The organism is Sphingomonas pollutisoli, assembly GCF_029167165.1.
GTDB lineage: Bacteria > Pseudomonadota > Alphaproteobacteria > Sphingomonadales > Sphingomonadaceae > Sphingomonas > Sphingomonas pollutisoli.
Genome location: NZ_JARFNJ010000001.1, coordinates 380,684 through 397,187 on the forward strand (window position 1 = coordinate 380,684; position 16,504 = coordinate 397,187).

The 16,504-nt window shown below is 66.5% G+C and carries 17 protein-coding genes; 8 read left to right on the forward strand and 9 right to left on the reverse strand.

Annotated features, from left to right (window positions below; all coding sequences use genetic code 11):
• Positions 1-28: 28 nt before the first annotated feature.
• Complete coding sequence (gene lepB / locus PX554_RS01755) at positions 29-889, forward strand: signal peptidase I (protein WP_275498437.1); 861 nt, start codon at positions 29-31, stop codon at positions 887-889.
• Positions 886-1,557 carry a ribonuclease III gene (gene rnc / locus PX554_RS01760; RefSeq protein ID WP_275498439.1) on the forward strand — a complete coding sequence of 224 codons (672 nt, stop codon included), beginning with the start codon at positions 886-888 and terminating at the stop codon, positions 1,555-1,557. Before lepB ends, rnc begins: the two co-directional genes overlap by 4 nt.
• 94 nt (positions 1,558-1,651) lie before the next feature.
• Here rnc and PX554_RS01765 read toward each other — a convergent pair whose 3' ends face one another.
• Positions 1,652-2,662 carry a glycosyltransferase family 2 protein gene (locus PX554_RS01765; protein WP_275498441.1) on the reverse strand — a complete coding sequence of 337 codons (1,011 nt, stop codon included), beginning with the start codon at positions 2,660-2,662 and terminating at the stop codon, positions 1,652-1,654.
• Positions 2,663-2,811: 149 nt separating this feature from the next.
• Between PX554_RS01765 and PX554_RS01770 the strand changes: the two genes are divergently transcribed.
• On the forward strand, positions 2,812-3,228 hold the full coding sequence (locus PX554_RS01770) for a Rieske (2Fe-2S) protein (protein ID WP_275498443.1): 417 nt from the start codon (positions 2,812-2,814) through the stop codon (positions 3,226-3,228).
• 10 nt (positions 3,229-3,238) lie between these two features.
• On the opposite strand, the gene PX554_RS01775 is transcribed toward PX554_RS01770, so the two are convergent.
• Complete coding sequence (locus PX554_RS01775; RefSeq protein ID WP_143023372.1) at positions 3,239-3,676, reverse strand: hypothetical protein; 438 nt, start codon at positions 3,674-3,676, stop codon at positions 3,239-3,241.
• 144 nt (positions 3,677-3,820) lie between these two features.
• Between PX554_RS01775 and gor the strand changes: the two genes are divergently transcribed.
• The 3 genes from gor (at position 3,821) to PX554_RS01790 (ending at position 8,175) form a co-directional block, all read left to right on the forward strand.
• The gene (gene gor / locus PX554_RS01780) at positions 3,821-5,170 is read left to right on the forward strand and encodes a glutathione-disulfide reductase (RefSeq protein ID WP_275498446.1); all 1,350 of its coding nucleotides are present in this window, start codon (positions 3,821-3,823) and stop codon (positions 5,168-5,170) included.
• A 77-nt stretch (positions 5,171-5,247) separates the two neighbouring features.
• Positions 5,248-7,281, forward strand: coding sequence for a M13 family metallopeptidase (locus PX554_RS01785; RefSeq protein WP_275498448.1), 2,034 nt, complete (start codon positions 5,248-5,250; stop codon positions 7,279-7,281).
• A gap of 84 nt (positions 7,282-7,365) precedes the next feature.
• Complete coding sequence (locus tag PX554_RS01790) at positions 7,366-8,175, forward strand: hypothetical protein (protein WP_275498450.1); 810 nt, start codon at positions 7,366-7,368, stop codon at positions 8,173-8,175.
• A 389-nt stretch (positions 8,176-8,564) separates the two neighbouring features.
• Here the strand turns inward: PX554_RS01790 and dprA are convergent, their stop codons facing one another.
• Entirely contained in the window at positions 8,565-9,650 is a 1,086-nt protein-coding gene (dprA, locus tag PX554_RS01795; protein ID WP_275498452.1) for a DNA-processing protein DprA, read from the reverse strand.
• Complete coding sequence (gene plsY, locus PX554_RS01800) at positions 9,643-10,251, reverse strand: glycerol-3-phosphate 1-O-acyltransferase PlsY (protein ID WP_093225219.1); 609 nt, start codon at positions 10,249-10,251, stop codon at positions 9,643-9,645. The genes dprA and plsY overlap by 8 nt, the downstream gene beginning before the upstream one ends.
• Positions 10,252-10,369: 118 nt before the next feature.
• On the opposite strand from plsY, the gene murI reads away from it, so the two are divergent.
• The gene (gene murI / locus PX554_RS01805; protein WP_093225480.1) at positions 10,370-11,167 is read left to right on the forward strand and encodes a glutamate racemase; all 798 of its coding nucleotides are present in this window, start codon (positions 10,370-10,372) and stop codon (positions 11,165-11,167) included.
• On the opposite strand, the gene PX554_RS01810 is transcribed toward murI, so the two are convergent.
• Positions 11,164-11,313 (reverse strand): hypothetical protein, encoded by a 150-nt coding sequence (locus PX554_RS01810; protein WP_176787195.1) that lies wholly within the window; start codon positions 11,311-11,313, stop codon positions 11,164-11,166. The two genes, murI and PX554_RS01810, sit on opposite strands and share 4 nt — an antisense overlap.
• Positions 11,314-11,549: 236 nt before the next feature.
• On the opposite strand from PX554_RS01810, the gene hemA reads away from it, so the two are divergent.
• Positions 11,550-12,791, forward strand: coding sequence for a 5-aminolevulinate synthase (gene hemA, locus PX554_RS01815; protein WP_093225218.1), 1,242 nt, complete (start codon positions 11,550-11,552; stop codon positions 12,789-12,791).
• A gap of 387 nt (positions 12,792-13,178) precedes the next feature.
• Here the strand turns inward: hemA and PX554_RS01820 are convergent, their stop codons facing one another.
• The 4 genes from PX554_RS01820 to PX554_RS01835 all read right to left on the reverse strand — a co-directional run bounded on the left by PX554_RS01820 (position 13,179) and on the right by PX554_RS01835 (position 16,465).
• The gene (locus PX554_RS01820; RefSeq protein ID WP_275498458.1) at positions 13,179-13,715 is read right to left on the reverse strand and encodes a Uma2 family endonuclease; all 537 of its coding nucleotides are present in this window, start codon (positions 13,713-13,715) and stop codon (positions 13,179-13,181) included.
• Positions 13,716-13,746: 31 nt separating this feature from the next.
• On the reverse strand, positions 13,747-14,406 hold the full coding sequence (locus PX554_RS01825; protein ID WP_275498460.1) for a class I SAM-dependent methyltransferase: 660 nt from the start codon (positions 14,404-14,406) through the stop codon (positions 13,747-13,749).
• Positions 14,406-15,632, reverse strand: coding sequence for a BtaA family protein (locus tag PX554_RS01830; RefSeq protein WP_275498462.1), 1,227 nt, complete (start codon positions 15,630-15,632; stop codon positions 14,406-14,408). The genes PX554_RS01825 and PX554_RS01830 overlap by 1 nt, the downstream gene beginning before the upstream one ends.
• A gap of 269 nt (positions 15,633-15,901) precedes the next feature.
• Positions 15,902-16,465 carry a fasciclin domain-containing protein gene (locus PX554_RS01835; protein ID WP_093225214.1) on the reverse strand — a complete coding sequence of 188 codons (564 nt, stop codon included), beginning with the start codon at positions 16,463-16,465 and terminating at the stop codon, positions 15,902-15,904.
• Positions 16,466-16,504 lie beyond the last annotated feature (39 nt).

Below are 16,504 nucleotides of genomic sequence, written 5' to 3' on the forward strand. Positions count from 1 at the left end.
CCGGCCCGCCCTGCCCAAAGCCCCGAAAATGTCCGATACCGACTCCACTCCGGCGCAGACCAGGGCCAGGGCGAAGAAACCCCGGTCCGAAACGCGCGAGACGCTCAGCTTCCTGCTCAAGCTGGCGATCGTCGTGCTGGTGTTCCGCAGCTTCGTCTTCGCGCCGTTCAGCATCCCGAGCGAGTCGATGATGCCGCGCCTGCTGATCGGCGACTATCTGTTCATCTCCAAGTGGAACTACGGCTATTCGCGCTGGTCGCTGCCGTGGGGCTGGCCGCTGATTCCGGGGCGAATCTTCGGGCGCGATCCGGCGCGGGGCGACGTGGTGGTGTTTCGCGGGCCGCCGGGTGACGATGTCGACGTCATCAAGCGCGTGATCGGCCTGCCCGGTGACACGATCCAGGTCCGCCACGGGCAGGTGATCCTCAACGGCGTGCCCGTTCCCAAGCAGCGCATCGGCGATTTCCTGCTGCCGCTCAGCCCCAATTACGGCACCGATGCGTGCGACACCCAGTTCCAGGACGTCGATGCCAAGGGCAAGCCGGTGTGCCGCTACATGCAGTTCCGCGAGACGCTGCCGAACGGCAAGAGCTACGACGTGCTCGACAAGGGCGAGATGCCCGACCGCGACGACACCAAGGTCTATAATGTCCCCGCCGGCCACATCTTCGTGATGGGCGACAACCGGGACAACAGTTCGGACAGCCGCTTCCCCGCACCCGCCGACGCGCTGCCGGGCGAAAGCAGCGGCATGGGTTATGTCCCGCTCGAACGGATCGAGGGCAAGGCGGTGGTCGGCTTCTGGTCGACCGACGGCTCGGCCAACTGGCTGCTGCCCTGGACCTGGTTCACCGCCGCGCGGTGGAGCCGCATCGGGGCAGGCTTTTGAGCGGCGACGCGCTCGCGGCATGGCTCACCGAGATTCTCGGCCACGCGCCGGTCGATCTCGCCACCTTTGAGCGCGCGCTGACCCACGGCAGCCAGGCGGCGGCGAATTACGAGCGGCTGGAATTCCTCGGCGACCGCGTGCTCGGCCTCGTCATGGCCGAATGGCTCTACGCGCTCTACCCCAAGGAGCCCGAAGGCGCGCTGTCGCGGCGACTCAACACGCTGGTGACGGGCGCCGCCTGCGCGGATGTCGCGCGCGCGCTCGGCGTGCCCGCGCACCTACGCCTCGGCAAGCAGGCCCGCGACGACGGCGCCTCGGACAGCGACAATGTGCTCGGCGACGTGATGGAGGCGCTGATCGGCGCGCTGTATCTCGAAGCGGGTCTCGAAGCCGCGCGCACCGCGATCCGCAGGGCTTGGGGCGACCGCCCCACACGCGCGACGGCGGCGCCGCAGCACCCCAAGTCCGCGCTCCAGGAATGGGCCGCCGCGCACAACCGCAAGGCACCGAGCTACGAGGTGATCGACCGCTCCGGCCCGCACCACGCGCCCCGCTTCATCGTCAAGGCCGCGCTCGGCACGTTCGCGGACGTCGAGGCCGAAGGCGGATCGAAGCAGGAAGCCGAGACGGCGGCAGCGGCGGCGCTGCTGGCGAAGGTCACGGCTTAGCCATTTTCCCCCAACACCGTTCGTCCCGAGCGAAGTCGAGGGGCGTGCCCCAAGCGCAGGTGCCTCGACGTCGCTCGGCACGAACGCGTTGGGATCAGGCGTCCGCTGCAGCCTCGCCCGAAACCTCAGCCGCCGGAACCGCGCTGAACCCCAAGGTCGCGTGGCCCCGCACCGGGCCGGCGACATCGGCGACCAGATACAGCGGCCGCCGCTTCGATTCGACATACAGCCGCCCGAGATATTCGCCGATCATGCCGAGCACGAACATCTGCACCGCGCCGAGCAGCACCACCACCAGCATCGTCGAGGTCCATCCCGCCACCGCCGAGCCGGTGAAGAAGCCGACCGCGATATAGACGAACAGCAGCAGCGACAGCCCGGTCAGCACCAGCCCGGCATGGCTGGCGAGCCGCAGCGGCGCGGTCGAGAAGCCCGTTACCGCGTCGAGCGCGAGACGGATCATCTTGCCGAGCGGATAATTGGTCTCGCCCGCGAACCGCTCATGCCGGTCATAGGCGAACGGCACCTGCCGGAAGCCGACCCACGCGACCATCCCGCGAATGAAGCGCGCCTGTTCGGGCAGCGCCAGGAACGCGTCGAGCGCGCGTCGGCTCATCAGCCGGAAATCGCCGGTATCGAGCGGGATCGCGGTGTCGGTCACGCGGTCGAGCAGCCGGTAGAACGCCGCCGCCGTCGCCTTCTTGAACAGCGATTCGCCCGCGCGCTTGCGCCGCACCGCATAGACAACGTCGGCTTGCTGCTCGGTCATCACCCTGCGCATGTCGGTGAGCAGTTCGGGCGGGTCTTGCAGATCGGCGTCGATGATGAGGATCTGCTCGCCCGCGCACAGATCGAGCCCGGCGGTGAGCGCGAGCTGGTGGCCGTGGTTGCGCGACAGGTTGATCGCGACGAGATGCGGGTCGGCGGCGGCGAGCCGCTGCATCACCGGCCAGCTATCGTCCTTCGAACCGTCGTTGATGAACAGGATTTCGAAATCCTCGCCCACCGCCGAGCGTGCGGCGGCGGAGACGCGGGCATGGAGCTGGTCGAGACAGGCGGCCTCGTTGTAGCAGGGGATCACGATCGACAGGGCGGGGCGTTTCATCGCAGTGCGCATAGCGCCTTGCCCGCCGGATTCCGATGCCGAAAATTGCCTCACCGCGCGCGACTCCCCCGCATTTCCCCAGTGTCGCCGCGCCGATAGCATCGCACCCGTTTATAAAGGATAAGGCCCCGCTTTCGCGAGGATATCCCATGCCAGCCGACACCCGCCTCTACGCCACGCCGCCGGGACTGAGGCTGAGCGCGCTCGCCGACATCGCCGATGGCGCCGCGCGCGGGTTCCGGCTGGACTTGAAGTGCGGCCGGTTCGACGGCTTCGTGGTGCGCAGCGGCGACCGCGTGACCGGCTATGTCGATCTGTGCCCGCACGCCGGCGTGCCGCTCGCCGCGCGGCCGGACGGATACACGGTCCACGCCGTCTCGACCGGCCTGCTGGTCGCTTGCACATGGCATGGCGCGCTGTTCCGCGCGGAGGACGGCGTCTGCGTGGCGGGGCCGTGCGTCAAGCAACGCCTGCGAAGCTGGCCGGTGGGCGTGCGCAAGGGTATGGTCGTCACCGCTTGCGCCGGCCCCGCACCCTGGTGGCGGCGGCTGTTCGGCCGGGTCTAGGGCGCCGGCGTCAATTCGCCGGCGGGGCCGCCACCGCGCTCACCTTGTGGAACCGGCAGGCCTCGGTGCCGTCGCCGATGTGCGAGGGATCGAAAATCACATAGGAGACCGGATTGTCCTCGCCGACCACATTGACCTGAACCTTGCCGCCCGCGACCTTGTAGGAATCGACCGGCGTCGGAATGTCCTGCGCGGCCGAGCCGGTGCGGTGCATCACGCGCATGTCCTCGGTGAAGGTCAGCCGGTTGTAGATACAGGCGAGCCCGTCATCCAGCTTCCAGTCACCGATCAGCGGATTGTTGGGATCGGGGTCGATCGGCGATTCGGTCGGGTTGGGCGTATCGGTCTGCTCGGCGACCTCCTGCTGCGGCGCGGCATCCGTCTGTGGCGTGCTCTGCTGACACGCGGCGAGGGCCAGCAGGCCCAACAGGCACGGAATATGGCGCATCGACTGTCTCCTTGAAACGACCACGCGGCACTATCGACCGCTTCCCCAGGGCGCCCCGGCACCCTACCTATGCGCTTCGATACAGGAAAGCGGGCACGCGACAATGCGCTTTCGAAGCGATGTCGCGCGGTCTAGGAGCCATGCATGACCGACAGCTATGATTATGATCTCTTCGTCATCGGGGCGGGCTCGGGCGGAACGCGCGCCTCGCGCGTCGCCGCCGCCTACGGCGCCAAAGTGGCGGTGGCCGAGGAGTATCGCGTCGGCGGAACCTGCGTGATCCGCGGCTGCGTGCCCAAGAAGCTGCTCGTCTATGGCGCGCATTTCGCCGAGGATCTCGCCGATGCGCGCCGCTTCGGCTGGAACGTGCCCGATTGCGATTTCGACTGGAAGGTACTGACCGCCAACGTCTTCGAGGAGGTCGACCGGATCAATCAGGCGTACACCTCGACGCTGACCAACAACAAGGTCGAGATCATCAACGATCGCGCCGTCATCACCGGCCCGCACGGCATCCGGCTCGGCGACGGCCGCGAGCTGACTGCGCGCCGCATCCTCGTCGCGACCGGCGCGACGCCGTCGGTGCCGAACTGCCCCGGCCACGAACTCGGCATCACCTCGAACGAGGCGTTCCATCTCGATGCGGTGCCCAAACGCATCGTCATCGCCGGCGCGGGCTATATCGCCAACGAATTCGCCGGCGTGTTCCACCAGTTCGGCGCGCACGTGACGCTCATCAACCGCACCGACGTGATCCTGCGCGGCTATGACGAGCAGATCCGCGACCGGCTGCTCCAGATCTCGATGATGAAGGGGATCGACTTCCGCTTCCACGCCGATTTCCGTGGCATCGAGAAACAGGCCGACGGCAGCCTGCTCGTGTCGATGACCGGGCACGATCCGATCGAGACCGATTGCGTGATGTTCGCGACCGGGCGCGATCCCAACACCAAGGGACTCGGGCTGGAGACCGCCGGCATCGAAGTGGACGCCAAGGGCGCGATTCCCGTCAACGACGCGAGCCAGACGTCGTGCGAAAGCATCTACGCGATCGGCGACGTCACCAACCGCGTCCAGCTCACCCCCGTCGCGATCCGCGAGGGGCAGGCGTTCGCCGACACGCTATACGGCAACGCCCCGCGCACGGTCGATTACGACAACATCCCGTCCGCCGTGTTCAGCCATCCGCCGATCGCCGGCGTCGGGCTGACCGAGGGGCAGGCCAAGAACAAGTTCGGCTCGGTCAAGGTCTACACCTCGGATTTCCGGCCGATGAAGAACGTCCTCGCCGGCCGCAACGAACGCGCATTGTACAAAATGGTGTGCGACAGCACGACCGACCGCATCCTCGGCCTCCACATGATCGGCCCCGACGCGCCCGAGATCCTGCAGGCGGCGGCGGTGGCGGTGAAGGCCGGCCTCACCAAACAGGCGTTCGACGATACCGTGGCGCTGCACCCGACGATGGCCGAGGAACTCGTGCTGCTGCGCTAGGCGCGCGCGCCGGCTGGGGATTGCCGCCGGGCCGGCGCACCGCTATCCTCCACTAATACAGTAAGGTGGGGAATTTCATGCGCTTATCCGTTCTGCTCCGCACATCGGCGATGCTCGCCCTCGCGGTCGCCGTCCCGACGGTCGCGGCACCCGCCGCCAAAACCGCTTATGGCGATTTCGGCGTCGATCTCACCGCGCGCGATCCCGCGGTGAAGCCCGGCGACGATTTCTGGGCCTATGCCAATGGCGGCTGGGACAAGAAGACCGAAATCCCCGCCGACAAGGCCTCGACCGGCGCGTTCGTGCTGCTGCGCGACGCGTCCGAGGCGAACGTCCGCACCATCCTCGACGACATGGCCGCCAACCCCGCCAAATACGGCGCGACCGGGCAGCAGGTCGGCGATTTCTATGCGACGTGGATGGACACCGCCGGGATCGAGGCGAAGGGCACCGCGCCGCTCAAGCCGTATCTGGCCAAGATCGCCGCGGTGCAGGACCGCGCCGGGCTGCAGACGGTGTTCGCGAGCGTCGGCTATGCCACGCCGGTCGAGATCGGCGTGATGCCGGGCCTCGACGATCCGACCCGCTACACCGCCATCACCGAACAGGGCGGCCTCGGCATGCCGCGCGACAATTATCTGCTCACCGGCGAGAAGTATGATGCGTTCCGCAAGGCGTATCGCGCCTATATCGAACAGATGCTCACGCTCGCCGGCATCGACGGCGCCAGCGCCAAGGCCGATGCGATCTTCGCGCTCGAGACCGCGATGGCGAAAGATCAATGGTCGCCCGCGCAGAGCCGTGACATCGCCGCGCTCAACGATCCCGAGGATATCGCCGGGCTGACGCGCAAGGCGCCCGAGTTCGACTGGGCGCTGATGCTCCGCACCGCTGGGCTGGAGAACTCGCCCAAGGTGCTGATGATGCAGAACACCGCGCTTACAGCGATGGGCAAGATCTTCGCCGCGACGCCGGTCGCGACCTGGAAGGACTATCTCGCCTTCCACTTCGTCAGCGATCACGCCAATTATCTGCCCAAGGCGTTCGACGATGCGCGCTTCGCCTTCTACAACCACACGCTGTCGGGCGTGCCCACGCAACGCGAGCGCTGGCGGCGCGGCGTCGCGCTGACCAACGACGCGCTCGGCGAGGCGGTCGGCCAGCTCTACGTCGCGCGCTTCTACCCGCCCGCCGCCGAGGCGCAGATGAACGAGCTGATCGAAAATCTGCGCGGCGCCTATCAGACGCGGATCGAAAAGGCGGCGTGGATGGACGCGCCGACGCGCCAGGCCGCGCTCGCCAAGCTCGCCGCGTTCGAGCCGCGCATCGGCCACCCCGGCAAATATATCGACTATTCGAGCTTCAAGGTCGTGCGCGGCGATCTGCTCGGCAATGCGATGCGCTCGGGCGAGTTCGAGCATCAGCTCGAACTGTCGCGCTTCCCCAAGCCGGTCGATCGCACCTTGTGGGAGATGACCCCGCAGACGGTGAACGCCTATTACAACCCGCTGATGAACCAGATCACCTTCCCGGCGGCGATCCTGCAGCCGCCGTTCTTCGATCCCAACGCGGATGCGGCGGTGAACTATGGCGCGATCGGCGCGGTGATCGGCCATGAGATGGGCCACGGCTTCGACGATCAGGGCGCCGGCTTCGGCCCGACCGGCAAGTTCGAGAATTGGTGGACGCCGACCGCCAAGACGCAGTTCGAAACACGCACCGCCGCGCTCGCCGGCCAGTATGACGCCTATGAGCCCGTCCCCGGCACGCACATCCAGGGCAAGCTCACGCTCGGCGAGAATATCGGCGATCTCGGCGGGATCGAGGCCGCCTATGCCGCCTACCAGCGCTATCAGGCCAAGCACGGCAAGGCCAAGGTGATCGACGGCCTCACCGGCGACCAGCGCTTCTTCCTCGCCTTCGCGCAAGCCTGGCGCGGCAAGACCCGCCCCGATGCGCAGCGCCAGGCGTTGCTCACCGATCCGCACAGCCCGGTCTATTTCCGCGCCAACGGCGTCGTCCGCAATGTCGACGCCTGGTATGCGGCGTTCGATGTGAAGCCCGGCAACAAACTGTACCTGCCGCCGGCGGAGCGCGTGCACATCTGGTAACGATTGCAGTTCCCGTTCGTTTATGACGTGAAACGAAGCGATTGAACTGGCGGCACCATACCTGTCGCAGCTATGAGTATGGTGATGACAGCCGAACAGACACTTTCCGAAATACTGACTGATCAGATGAACATGGTATCGAACGGTATCGATGCTTCCCTCAACGAGCATTTGGCGACAATGCCGAGCGCCCCTGTCATTTCGGAAAGAACGAAAAGTCATATCGCGAAGCGGGTCGGACCTAAATCGCGCGCCAAATATCTCAATTCCAAAGGCGCGATATCCCTACTGTCGATAGAGGTCATCGATCTCGGAACGCGCATTTCACGGTATCAGTACATCGAAAGGTACAGGGAGCACTTCAAGTCGCCTGATCCTGAAATGGGCACGGCCTTCATAATGCACACGCATATACTTCGCGGCAGTGAAATATATGTGATTATGGAAAGATGCGGAAGCTTCCTTGATTTTTTCTACGATCTAGCTGTCGACCTTGACCTGAACCCGAAAAGTAAGCTCGGCAAGGATCTAGAAAAGCAATTCAAGAAATGCTTCGCGCGTCACCTTCGTGAGCGTCATAGGATTGTTCACGCTCATGAGAGGCCATCCGTTATATCGCGGATTACCGCGATCGCGCCGGAACCAGAAGGGGAACACCGCGACCTGATGGAGAAAGTATTCCTCGATGCCTTCAGTCAGATATTTGAGGCGCTTACCAAGCTGGCACCGCATCTTGTCGATACGAAAACCGGAGAGGAAGCGATCAAGAACATCAACGACCATCGGCTGAAAGCCGTTGATAGAGAGTGCTTCGAGATGTGGTCGATCCTGCTGGGATCGATTAACAAGACAATCGACAGCTCAAAATTGCTCAAAAAGGCACAGCCATCGTAAGATGATAATGTGGCCCCGCCACACTCTTGATCCGGGTTGTGTAGCAGGCGAGTGATAACCGCGCCGCATCAACCATTCTGCTTTCTCGTCGAGCGGCCCGACAGAACGCACGGCGCCCCGGCAGCGGGCATTCAGAGCACTGCGCATGATCAGGAAAGCGCTTTATCGTATCGGGTCTTTCCCAATTGGGAAGGTAGGGCGGGACAGTAGTCCGGGCATTCGCGCCGAGATCAGTCTGGCGCACCCCGTTTCCCAAAATCTGTTCCGCTTCCTCATTCTCGAAACGGCCTGTTGGAGATGGAGAAACAGACAGATCGCGCTTAACGAATGGCCGTTGTCGGGGGCCAGGATCGCCGGCCTGCACGTCCGGGTGTGGGCGCAAGCGGCCATCACCCCACCAAGCTCACGCGCCCGCCCGCGTGGCGCTCCAGCCGCCCAGCCAGCTCAAGTTCCAGCAGCACCACCTGAACCACCGCTGGCACCGCACCCGACTGGCGGATCAGCTCGTCCACCGCGACCGACACCGGCCCCAGCAAGCCGGTCACCACGCGCCGCTCATTCTCGCTCGCATCCGCCGCGACCGGCGCGTCGAACCGTACCGCGCGCGAGCGTACGCTGCGCGCGTCGATCGGCCGGATCGCCTCGATCACGTCCGCAGCCGACTGCACCAGGATCGCGCCCTCGCGGATCAGCCCGTTGCACCCTTGCGCGCGCGGATCGAGCGGGCTGCCGGGCACCGCCATCACCTCGCGCCCCGCCTCCCCCGCCAGCCGCGCGGTGATGAGCGATCCCGAACGCGGCGCGGCCTCCACCACCACCGTCCCCAGCGACGCGCCAGCGATGATGCGGTTGCGGTACGGGAAATGCCGTGCGCGCGGCTCGGTGCCGGGCGGCTGTTCGGCGATCAGCAACCCCTCGCGCGCGATCCGCTCCTGCAATTCGGCGTTTTCCGGCGGATAGACCACGTCGATCCCACCCGCGATCACCCCGACGGTGCCACCCTCGATCGCGCCGACATGCGCCGCCGTGTCGACCCCGCGCGCGAGGCCCGACACCACCGTCACGCCCTCGCGGCCGAGTTCGGCGGCGAGCTGGCGCGCGAAACGGCACGCCGCCGCCGAGGCGTTGCGCGCGCCGACCATCGCCACCGTGTCGCGCGCCAGCAGCGCCGCGTCGCCACGCACCATCAGCGCGGGCGGGGCGTCGTCGAGCTGCGCGAGCAGTTCGGGATAGTCGGCATCCTCGATGAACAGGTGCCGCGCGCCGAGCTTGCGCGCGGCGGCGATCTCGCGCTCGGCCGTCGCCGCCGACGCCACCACCGGCGCCCGCCCGCCCCCGCGCGCGGCGAGCGCCGGCAGCGCCTCGATCGCCGCCGCCGCATCGCCGAACCGCGCGATCAACTGCCGATAGGTGACCGGGCCGATCGACGCGGTGCGGATCAGCCGCAGCCGCGCGATCGACGCGGCATCAGCCACGCGCTTTGCCGCCGACCCTCGGCTCGGTGCCGTCGAGCAACCGCTCGATATTGGCGCGGTGCTTCCACAACACGAGCAGCGCGCAGGCGATCAGCAGCGGCACATGGTCGAACTTGTCGAAGAACGCGGCGGCGACCGGCGCACTCACCGCCGCCGCCATTCCCGCCACCGAGGAAATCCGCAAGGCCCCGAGCAGCCCGAGCCACACCGCCGCATAGACCAGCCCGACCGGCCAGTGCAGCGCGAGTGCCACGCCGAGCAGCGTCGCCACGCCCTTGCCGCCGCGAAAGCGCAGCCACACCGGATAGAGATGCCCGACGAACGCCGCCGCCGCCGCGATCACGCCCGTGCCCGGCGAAATCGCCTCGGCGATCGCCACCGCCGCATAGCCCTTCAGCGCGTCGAGGATCAGCGTCGCCGCCGCCAGCCCCTTGCGGCCGGTGCGCAGCACGTTGGTCGCGCCGATATTGCCCGATCCGATCTGGCGCAGATCCCCGGCACCGAAGGCGCGCGTCAGGATCAGCCCGAACGGAATCGAGCCAAGCAGATAGCCAAGCAGCAACACGCCCGCCGGCGCACCCCAGAGATATTCGGTCGGCATGATCGGATCGTTTCGCCCCCAGACGCCACCGCTTCTAGCGAACCCGGCGCGCCCGCGCCATTGCTCTTCATCAAGCGCGGCGATTGTCAAATCCGTGGCCGGCGGTATGGCGCGGGCGATGGTGGATACGCGCCCGATCCTGTTCTTCGATTCCGGTGTCGGCGGCCTCTCGGTGCTGGCGCCGACGCGCGCGCTGCTGCCGCGCGCGCCCTTCGTCTATGTCGCCGATTCGGCGGGCTTTCCGTATGGCACCAAGACCGAGGCGGAGATCGCCGCGCGCGTGCCCGCGCTGCTCGGGCGGCTTGCCGAGCGCTACCGCCCGCGCCTCATCGTCATCGCCTGCAACACCGCCTCGACGATCGCGCTCGGTGCGGTGCGCGGCGCGCTCGATCTGCCGGTGGTCGGTACCGTCCCGGCGATCAAGCCCGCGGCGGAGGCGAGCGCCACCCGCGCGATCGGCGTGCTCGGCACCGACGCGACCGTGCGCCAGCCCTATGTCGATGATCTCGCCGCGCGCTTCGCCGCCGATTGCCTGGTGCTGCGTCACGGCTCCGCCGAGCTGGTCGCGCTCGCCGAGGATGCGTTGCGCGGGCGGGCGGCGCCCCCGGGGCGCTACCGCGCGATTCTCGCCGGTCTGCTCGATCAGCCCGGCGGCGACCGCATCGACACGATCGTCAACGCCTGCACGCACTTCCCGCTGGTCGCGGACCAGCTCGCCGCCGCCGCGCCGCGCCCGCTCACCTTCGTCGATGGCTCGGCCGGGATCGCGCGGCGGATCGCCTTTCTCACGCAGGATCAGAGCTGGCCGGAAACGCCCGGATCGGGCCGCGCGGTGTTCACCGGCGCGGGTGCCGAAGATTTGGCGCTCCGCCCCGCCCTCGCCCGCTTCGGGCTCGCCGAAGCCGAGTCGCTTTAGCCGCGCGAGTCGCGAAGCGCCGCGTAGCGTTCGGCGAGCTCGGCATGCACGCGCCGCGCCAGCGGGTCATCGGATCGCGCCACCACGGCCCGTTCCTGCGCCGCGCGTCGCGCGTAATAGCGGGAGTTCTCCTGTACGTCGTCCATGACCGCGCCTCCGCATCGCGAGCCTAGCCGCATTCGGAGAAGCGCCGGGCGGCGCTTCGGATCGCAGGCTTGCTCACGACTCGATGCCCTGCGATATTCTTCTTCATAGCAGGATCTGACCGAAACGGATTTGATCCAGAACAAGATGATTCCGGCGTGCGTCGCATAATGCCTTCGTATGGTGGCTGTGCAAATCGCTGGAATTCGGGAGGGGGTGGGTCTAGATGCCGACAATCATGGAATCGCATGCACCGGCGCGCGGGGTCGATTACTCGCGGATCTTCACCCAGGCGATCGACCGGCTGCACGCCGAAGGCCGCTACCGTGTCTTCATCGACATCCTGCGCAACAAGGGCGCCTATCCCAACGCGCGCTGCTTCGCCGGGCATAACGGCCCCAAGCCGATCACGGTGTGGTGCTCGAACGACTATCTCGCGATGGGCCAGCACCCCAAGGTGATCGCGGCGATGGAGGAGGCGCTCCACGACGTCGGCGCCGGCTCGGGCGGCACGCGCAACATCGGCGGCAACACGCATTACCATGTCGATCTCGAAGCCGAACTCGCCGATCTGCACGGCAAGCAGGGCGCCTTGCTCTTTACCTCGGGCTATGTCTCGAACGAGGCGACGCTGGCGACGCTCGCCAAGATCCTGCCCGGCTGCATCATCTTCTCGGACGAACTCAACCACGCCTCGATGATCGCGGGCATCCGCAACGCCGGCTGCGAGAAGTTCGTGTTCCGCCACAACGATCTCGACCATCTCGAGGAATTGCTGGCCGCCGCCGACCCGGCCGCGCCGAAACTGATCGCGTTCGAGAGCGTCTATTCGATGGAAGGCGATATCGCGCCGATCGCGGCGATCTGCGACCTCGCCGACAAGTATAACGCGCTGACCTATCTCGACGAGGTTCACGCGGTCGGCATGTACGGCGCGCGCGGCGGCGGCATTTCGGAACGCGACGGCGTCGCCGACCGGCTGACCATCATCGAGGGCACGCTCGGCAAGGCGTTCGGGGTGATGGGCGGCTATATCGCGGCCGATCAGATGATCGTCGACGTGATCCGCAGCTATGCGCCCGGCTTCATCTTCACCACCTCGCTCTCGCCGGTGCTGGTCGCGGGCGTGCTGGCGAGCGTGCGCCACCTCAAGGCGTCGAGCGCCGAGCGCGACGCGCAGCAGGCCGCCGCCGCGAAGCTCAAGGCGATGCTCTCCGAAGCCGGCCTGCCCGTGATGCCGGGCGACACGCATATCGTGCCGCTGATGGTCGGCGATCCCGCGCGCGCCAAGAAGATCAGTGACATCCTGCTCGCCGAATACGGCGTGTACGTCCAGCCGATCAACTACCCCACCGTCCCGCGCGGCACCGAGCGGCTGCGCTTCACCCCCGGTCCCGCGCACGACGAAGCGATGATGCGCGAGCTCACCGAGGCGCTGTCCGAGATCTGGAGCCGGCTGGAACTGCGCAAGGCCGCCTGATCCGGGCGGAACTGGCGGCGATGTCCGCGGTTATGTCACGACGACCGCAACGAAGGGCATCACGATGGGAAAAGGCTGCATTCTCTGGCTGTTGGGCGTACCGCTGCCCGTCATCCTGGTGCTGTACCTGATCTTCCATCACTGATCGCACGGCGACTAACCACCCGTTCGCCTTGCGGCTGTCGAAGGCGGCACACACCCCTGGCCGTTCGCCCTGAGCGAAGTCGAAGGGCAACCCACACCCCCACCGTTCGTCCTGAGCGAAGACGAAGGGCGACCCACACCCCCGCCGTTCGCCCTGAGCGAAGTCGAAGGGCCTGCCCCCTGCACGACGCTCGGGCACACGCTCGATAAGACCCGCACGAACGGTGCGCTGGCCCCGGGACTTCAGTCGATCACGATCGTTCCGGCGCCCGGCACCGCCAAGGGTTGCCCGAACCGCACCGTATTGATCGCCGCATAATCGCCATCCAACGGTTCGGTGAACACATGAATGGCCGAGCGAACGCTATCGACGACCCAATAGATCCGCTTGATGTCCTTATCTCGCGACACCGTCGTCTCCGCGATTTCAATGACGAGCATCACGTCCGACGGTTCAAGGATTCGTGTCTGTTCCACTGGCGCGTACAGCGCGGCGACGTCACAGATCAGAACCGTGTCCGCATCCACGCTTATGCCCGTTTCGACCGTCAACCGCTCTTTGGGCAGAACCGAAGCCAGCGCCAGACCGACCCAGAATTGTCGCTGACCGTGGCCGCTCATCGGTGGGGTCATACGTTCGAGGACTCCGTCGATGAGCTCAACCCTCATGGCGCTGAATGCGCCGGTCTCGACCATTTTCAGGAATTCAGCCGCAGTGAAGCGCGCCCGCGTATCGACTGCCGTGGCGCCGAGTGTATCGATTCGGCCGAGCGAGTTCATGGCGCGATCCTACCACACCCGCCGCCCGTCGTTAACCTGCCCGGCTCAACCGTGCCGACCAGGCATAGCCATTGCGGAGCGAGGCGAAGCTCGCGGTCAGCCCGGCGTCGCGCGCGACCGAGCAGGCCGCCCCCTTCAGGTCCGAACGCGGCGTCACGTCGAACTGCGCGAGCCACGCAAACAGCACCGTCTTGAACGCGCCCGGCAACCGCTCCTGCTGGCCGAAATCGACGATGTCGAGCCGCCCGCCGGGCGCGAGCTTGCCCGCGCCCTCGCGTAGCGCGCCCTTCCAGTCGGGGATCATCGACAGCGTATAGCTCTGGAAGATGCGGTCGAACGCCGCCACCCCGAACAGCGCCACCGTGTGGAACGCGGTCGCATCGCCCTGCGCGAGCGTGATGCGATCGCCGAGCCCGGCCTTGGCGACATTGGCGCGCGCCGTCTCCAGCATCGCCTCCGAGATATCGATCCCGTAATAGCGCGCGTCCGGCCACGTCTTCGCCGCCGCGATCAGGTTGCGCCCGGTACCGCAGCCGATCTCCAGCACGCTCCCGCCCGGCGGCGGCGCGAGATCGCGGATCAGCGCGTCGCGGCCGAGCAGATAATATTTGCGGGTGAGATCGTAGAAATGGCGCTGCGTCTTGTAGATCGCATCCATGTGCCCGGCATGGCCGGAGTCGATCGCAGCCATTATTTCAGGACGTACAGGTGGACGCCGCCATAGATCGAGGAGCGGTCGCGCTTGGTGTAATCGAGCGACTCCTCGGCCCGGTAATCCCATTTCGCGAGGATCTCGTCGGGCACGCGGCCCGGCAGGATCGTCTCGATCCCGGCGGTGCGGAACAGCACGCGCGCGCCCGGCTTGGCGGTGCGGGTGATCTCGCTCCACAGATCGGTGAGCTGCTGGTCGGTCATCCAGTCCTGCGCGTCGAGCAGGATGTAGCGATCGAGCGACGCATCCTCGCGCGAGCGCAGGTAATCGGTGAAGTTGGTGTGGCGCACCTCGATCCGGCTGACGCGCTCGACGATCTCGGCGTAATGCGCCTTCTGGAGATACGGCGGCAGCGGCGCATTGGGGTCTTCGCTATAGCCGCGGTTGAACGCCTGCCACGCGAAATAATTGTCCTTGAGGTCGAAGTCGCAGGCGAGCTTCTCGAGCCGCTCGCGCAGCACCACCGCCATCTTCTCGTCGCCGGCCAGCGCCTCATATTGCGCGGGCGGGATGCCGAGCCCGAACAGCGATGCCGGCTGGTCGGTCAGCCACTTGACGAAACCCTTGTCGAACACCGGCGCGAACTCGCGGTCGAAGATCTCGCGCTGTTCCTCGATCGTCTTGGCCTTGAGCAGCGCCTTGGGGTTGGCGCCGTTCAGCCGCGCGATCAAATGCGCCGCGCCGATGAAATTGCCGAGCAGCCCGCGCTTGTACACGCCCTTGGCGAACCCGCCGATCCGCCGCCGGCCGACCATGTCGCGGCCTTCCCAATAGCGCTTGCTGGTCTCGTCGAGGAACGGGCGCACATAGGTGCGATAGGCGAGGATGTTGGCGCGGCTGTTGGCGCGCGCGAAGAAGCGGTGGAAGGTCTGGTAATCGGGCAGGTGCCGCGCCGCGACCAGCTTGAGCTTGTTGAGCGCGATGTGCGCGGTGTTGAGATCGACCGCGGTGATCGTCTTCGGATTCGCGGTCAGATACGAAAGCACGTTGCAGCCGCCCGACGCGATCGTCACGACATGGCTGTCGGGCGTGATCGCCAGCGCCTCCATGTCGACCGCCGGGTCTTCCCATATCTGCGCGTACACCAGGCCGCGGAAGGCGAAGGTGAAGGCGCGTTCGAGAATGCCCTGCTTCGAGAGGTGTTCGTGGCGGTGAACCGCCGCACGCACGGCGCGGTTCTTGGGGGGGCGGGCAGCGGTGGCCATTACAATCTCCTGCGGGCCGGGCGGATGACGCGCGGCGCTCGCCTACGACAATGCGATGACGCTTCCATGACGCGTCCGCGACCAAATGAAAAGAACCTGTCGACGGAGAGTTCCGCCGACAGGTTCCGGTACGCCTCCCAGGCGGCTTCGGAGAAATCGCCGTCCGGGGGACACGCCTTTCGCCCGGGGGAGGGGAAAGGCCGATCAGATACGCAGCGCATCGCCGCCTGGATGCGCGCGGATCGACCGGTTCGCCGCGCTACGCTGCCTCAGGGCATCAACACCGTGTCGATCACGTGGATCACGCCGTTCGACTGGTACACATCGGCGACGGTGATCTTGGCGGTATCGCCCTTGCCATCCATCACCACCCAGCCGGCGCCCATCTTCTTGAAGCTGAGCGTGCCGCCCTCCACGGTCGCATAAGTGGCGGTGCCCATGTTCGCCTTGGCCTTGGCGGCGATGTCGGCGGCGGAAATGCGCCCCGGCACGACATGATAGGTGAGGATGCTGGTCAACGTCGCCTTGTTCTCGGGCTTCACCAGCGTATCGACCGTGCCGGCAGGCAGTTTGGCGAACGCGGCGTTGGTCGGCGCGAACACGGTGAAGGGTCCGGGGCCGCTCAGCGTCTCGACGAGACCGGCGGCCTTCACCGCCGCGACCAGAGTCGTATGATCCTTCGAGTTGACGGCATTCTCGACGATCGTCTTGGTCGGATACATCGCCGCACCGCCAACCATCGGGTTGGGTTTTGCGATCGCGGGCGCGGCAACGACGGTCGCGCTGCCGAGGACGAGAGCGACGGCCAGGCCGGCGCGGAAGATAGATGTCATGGGAGAACTCTCCTGTCTCGCGCCGGGTTTTGGCGCGAG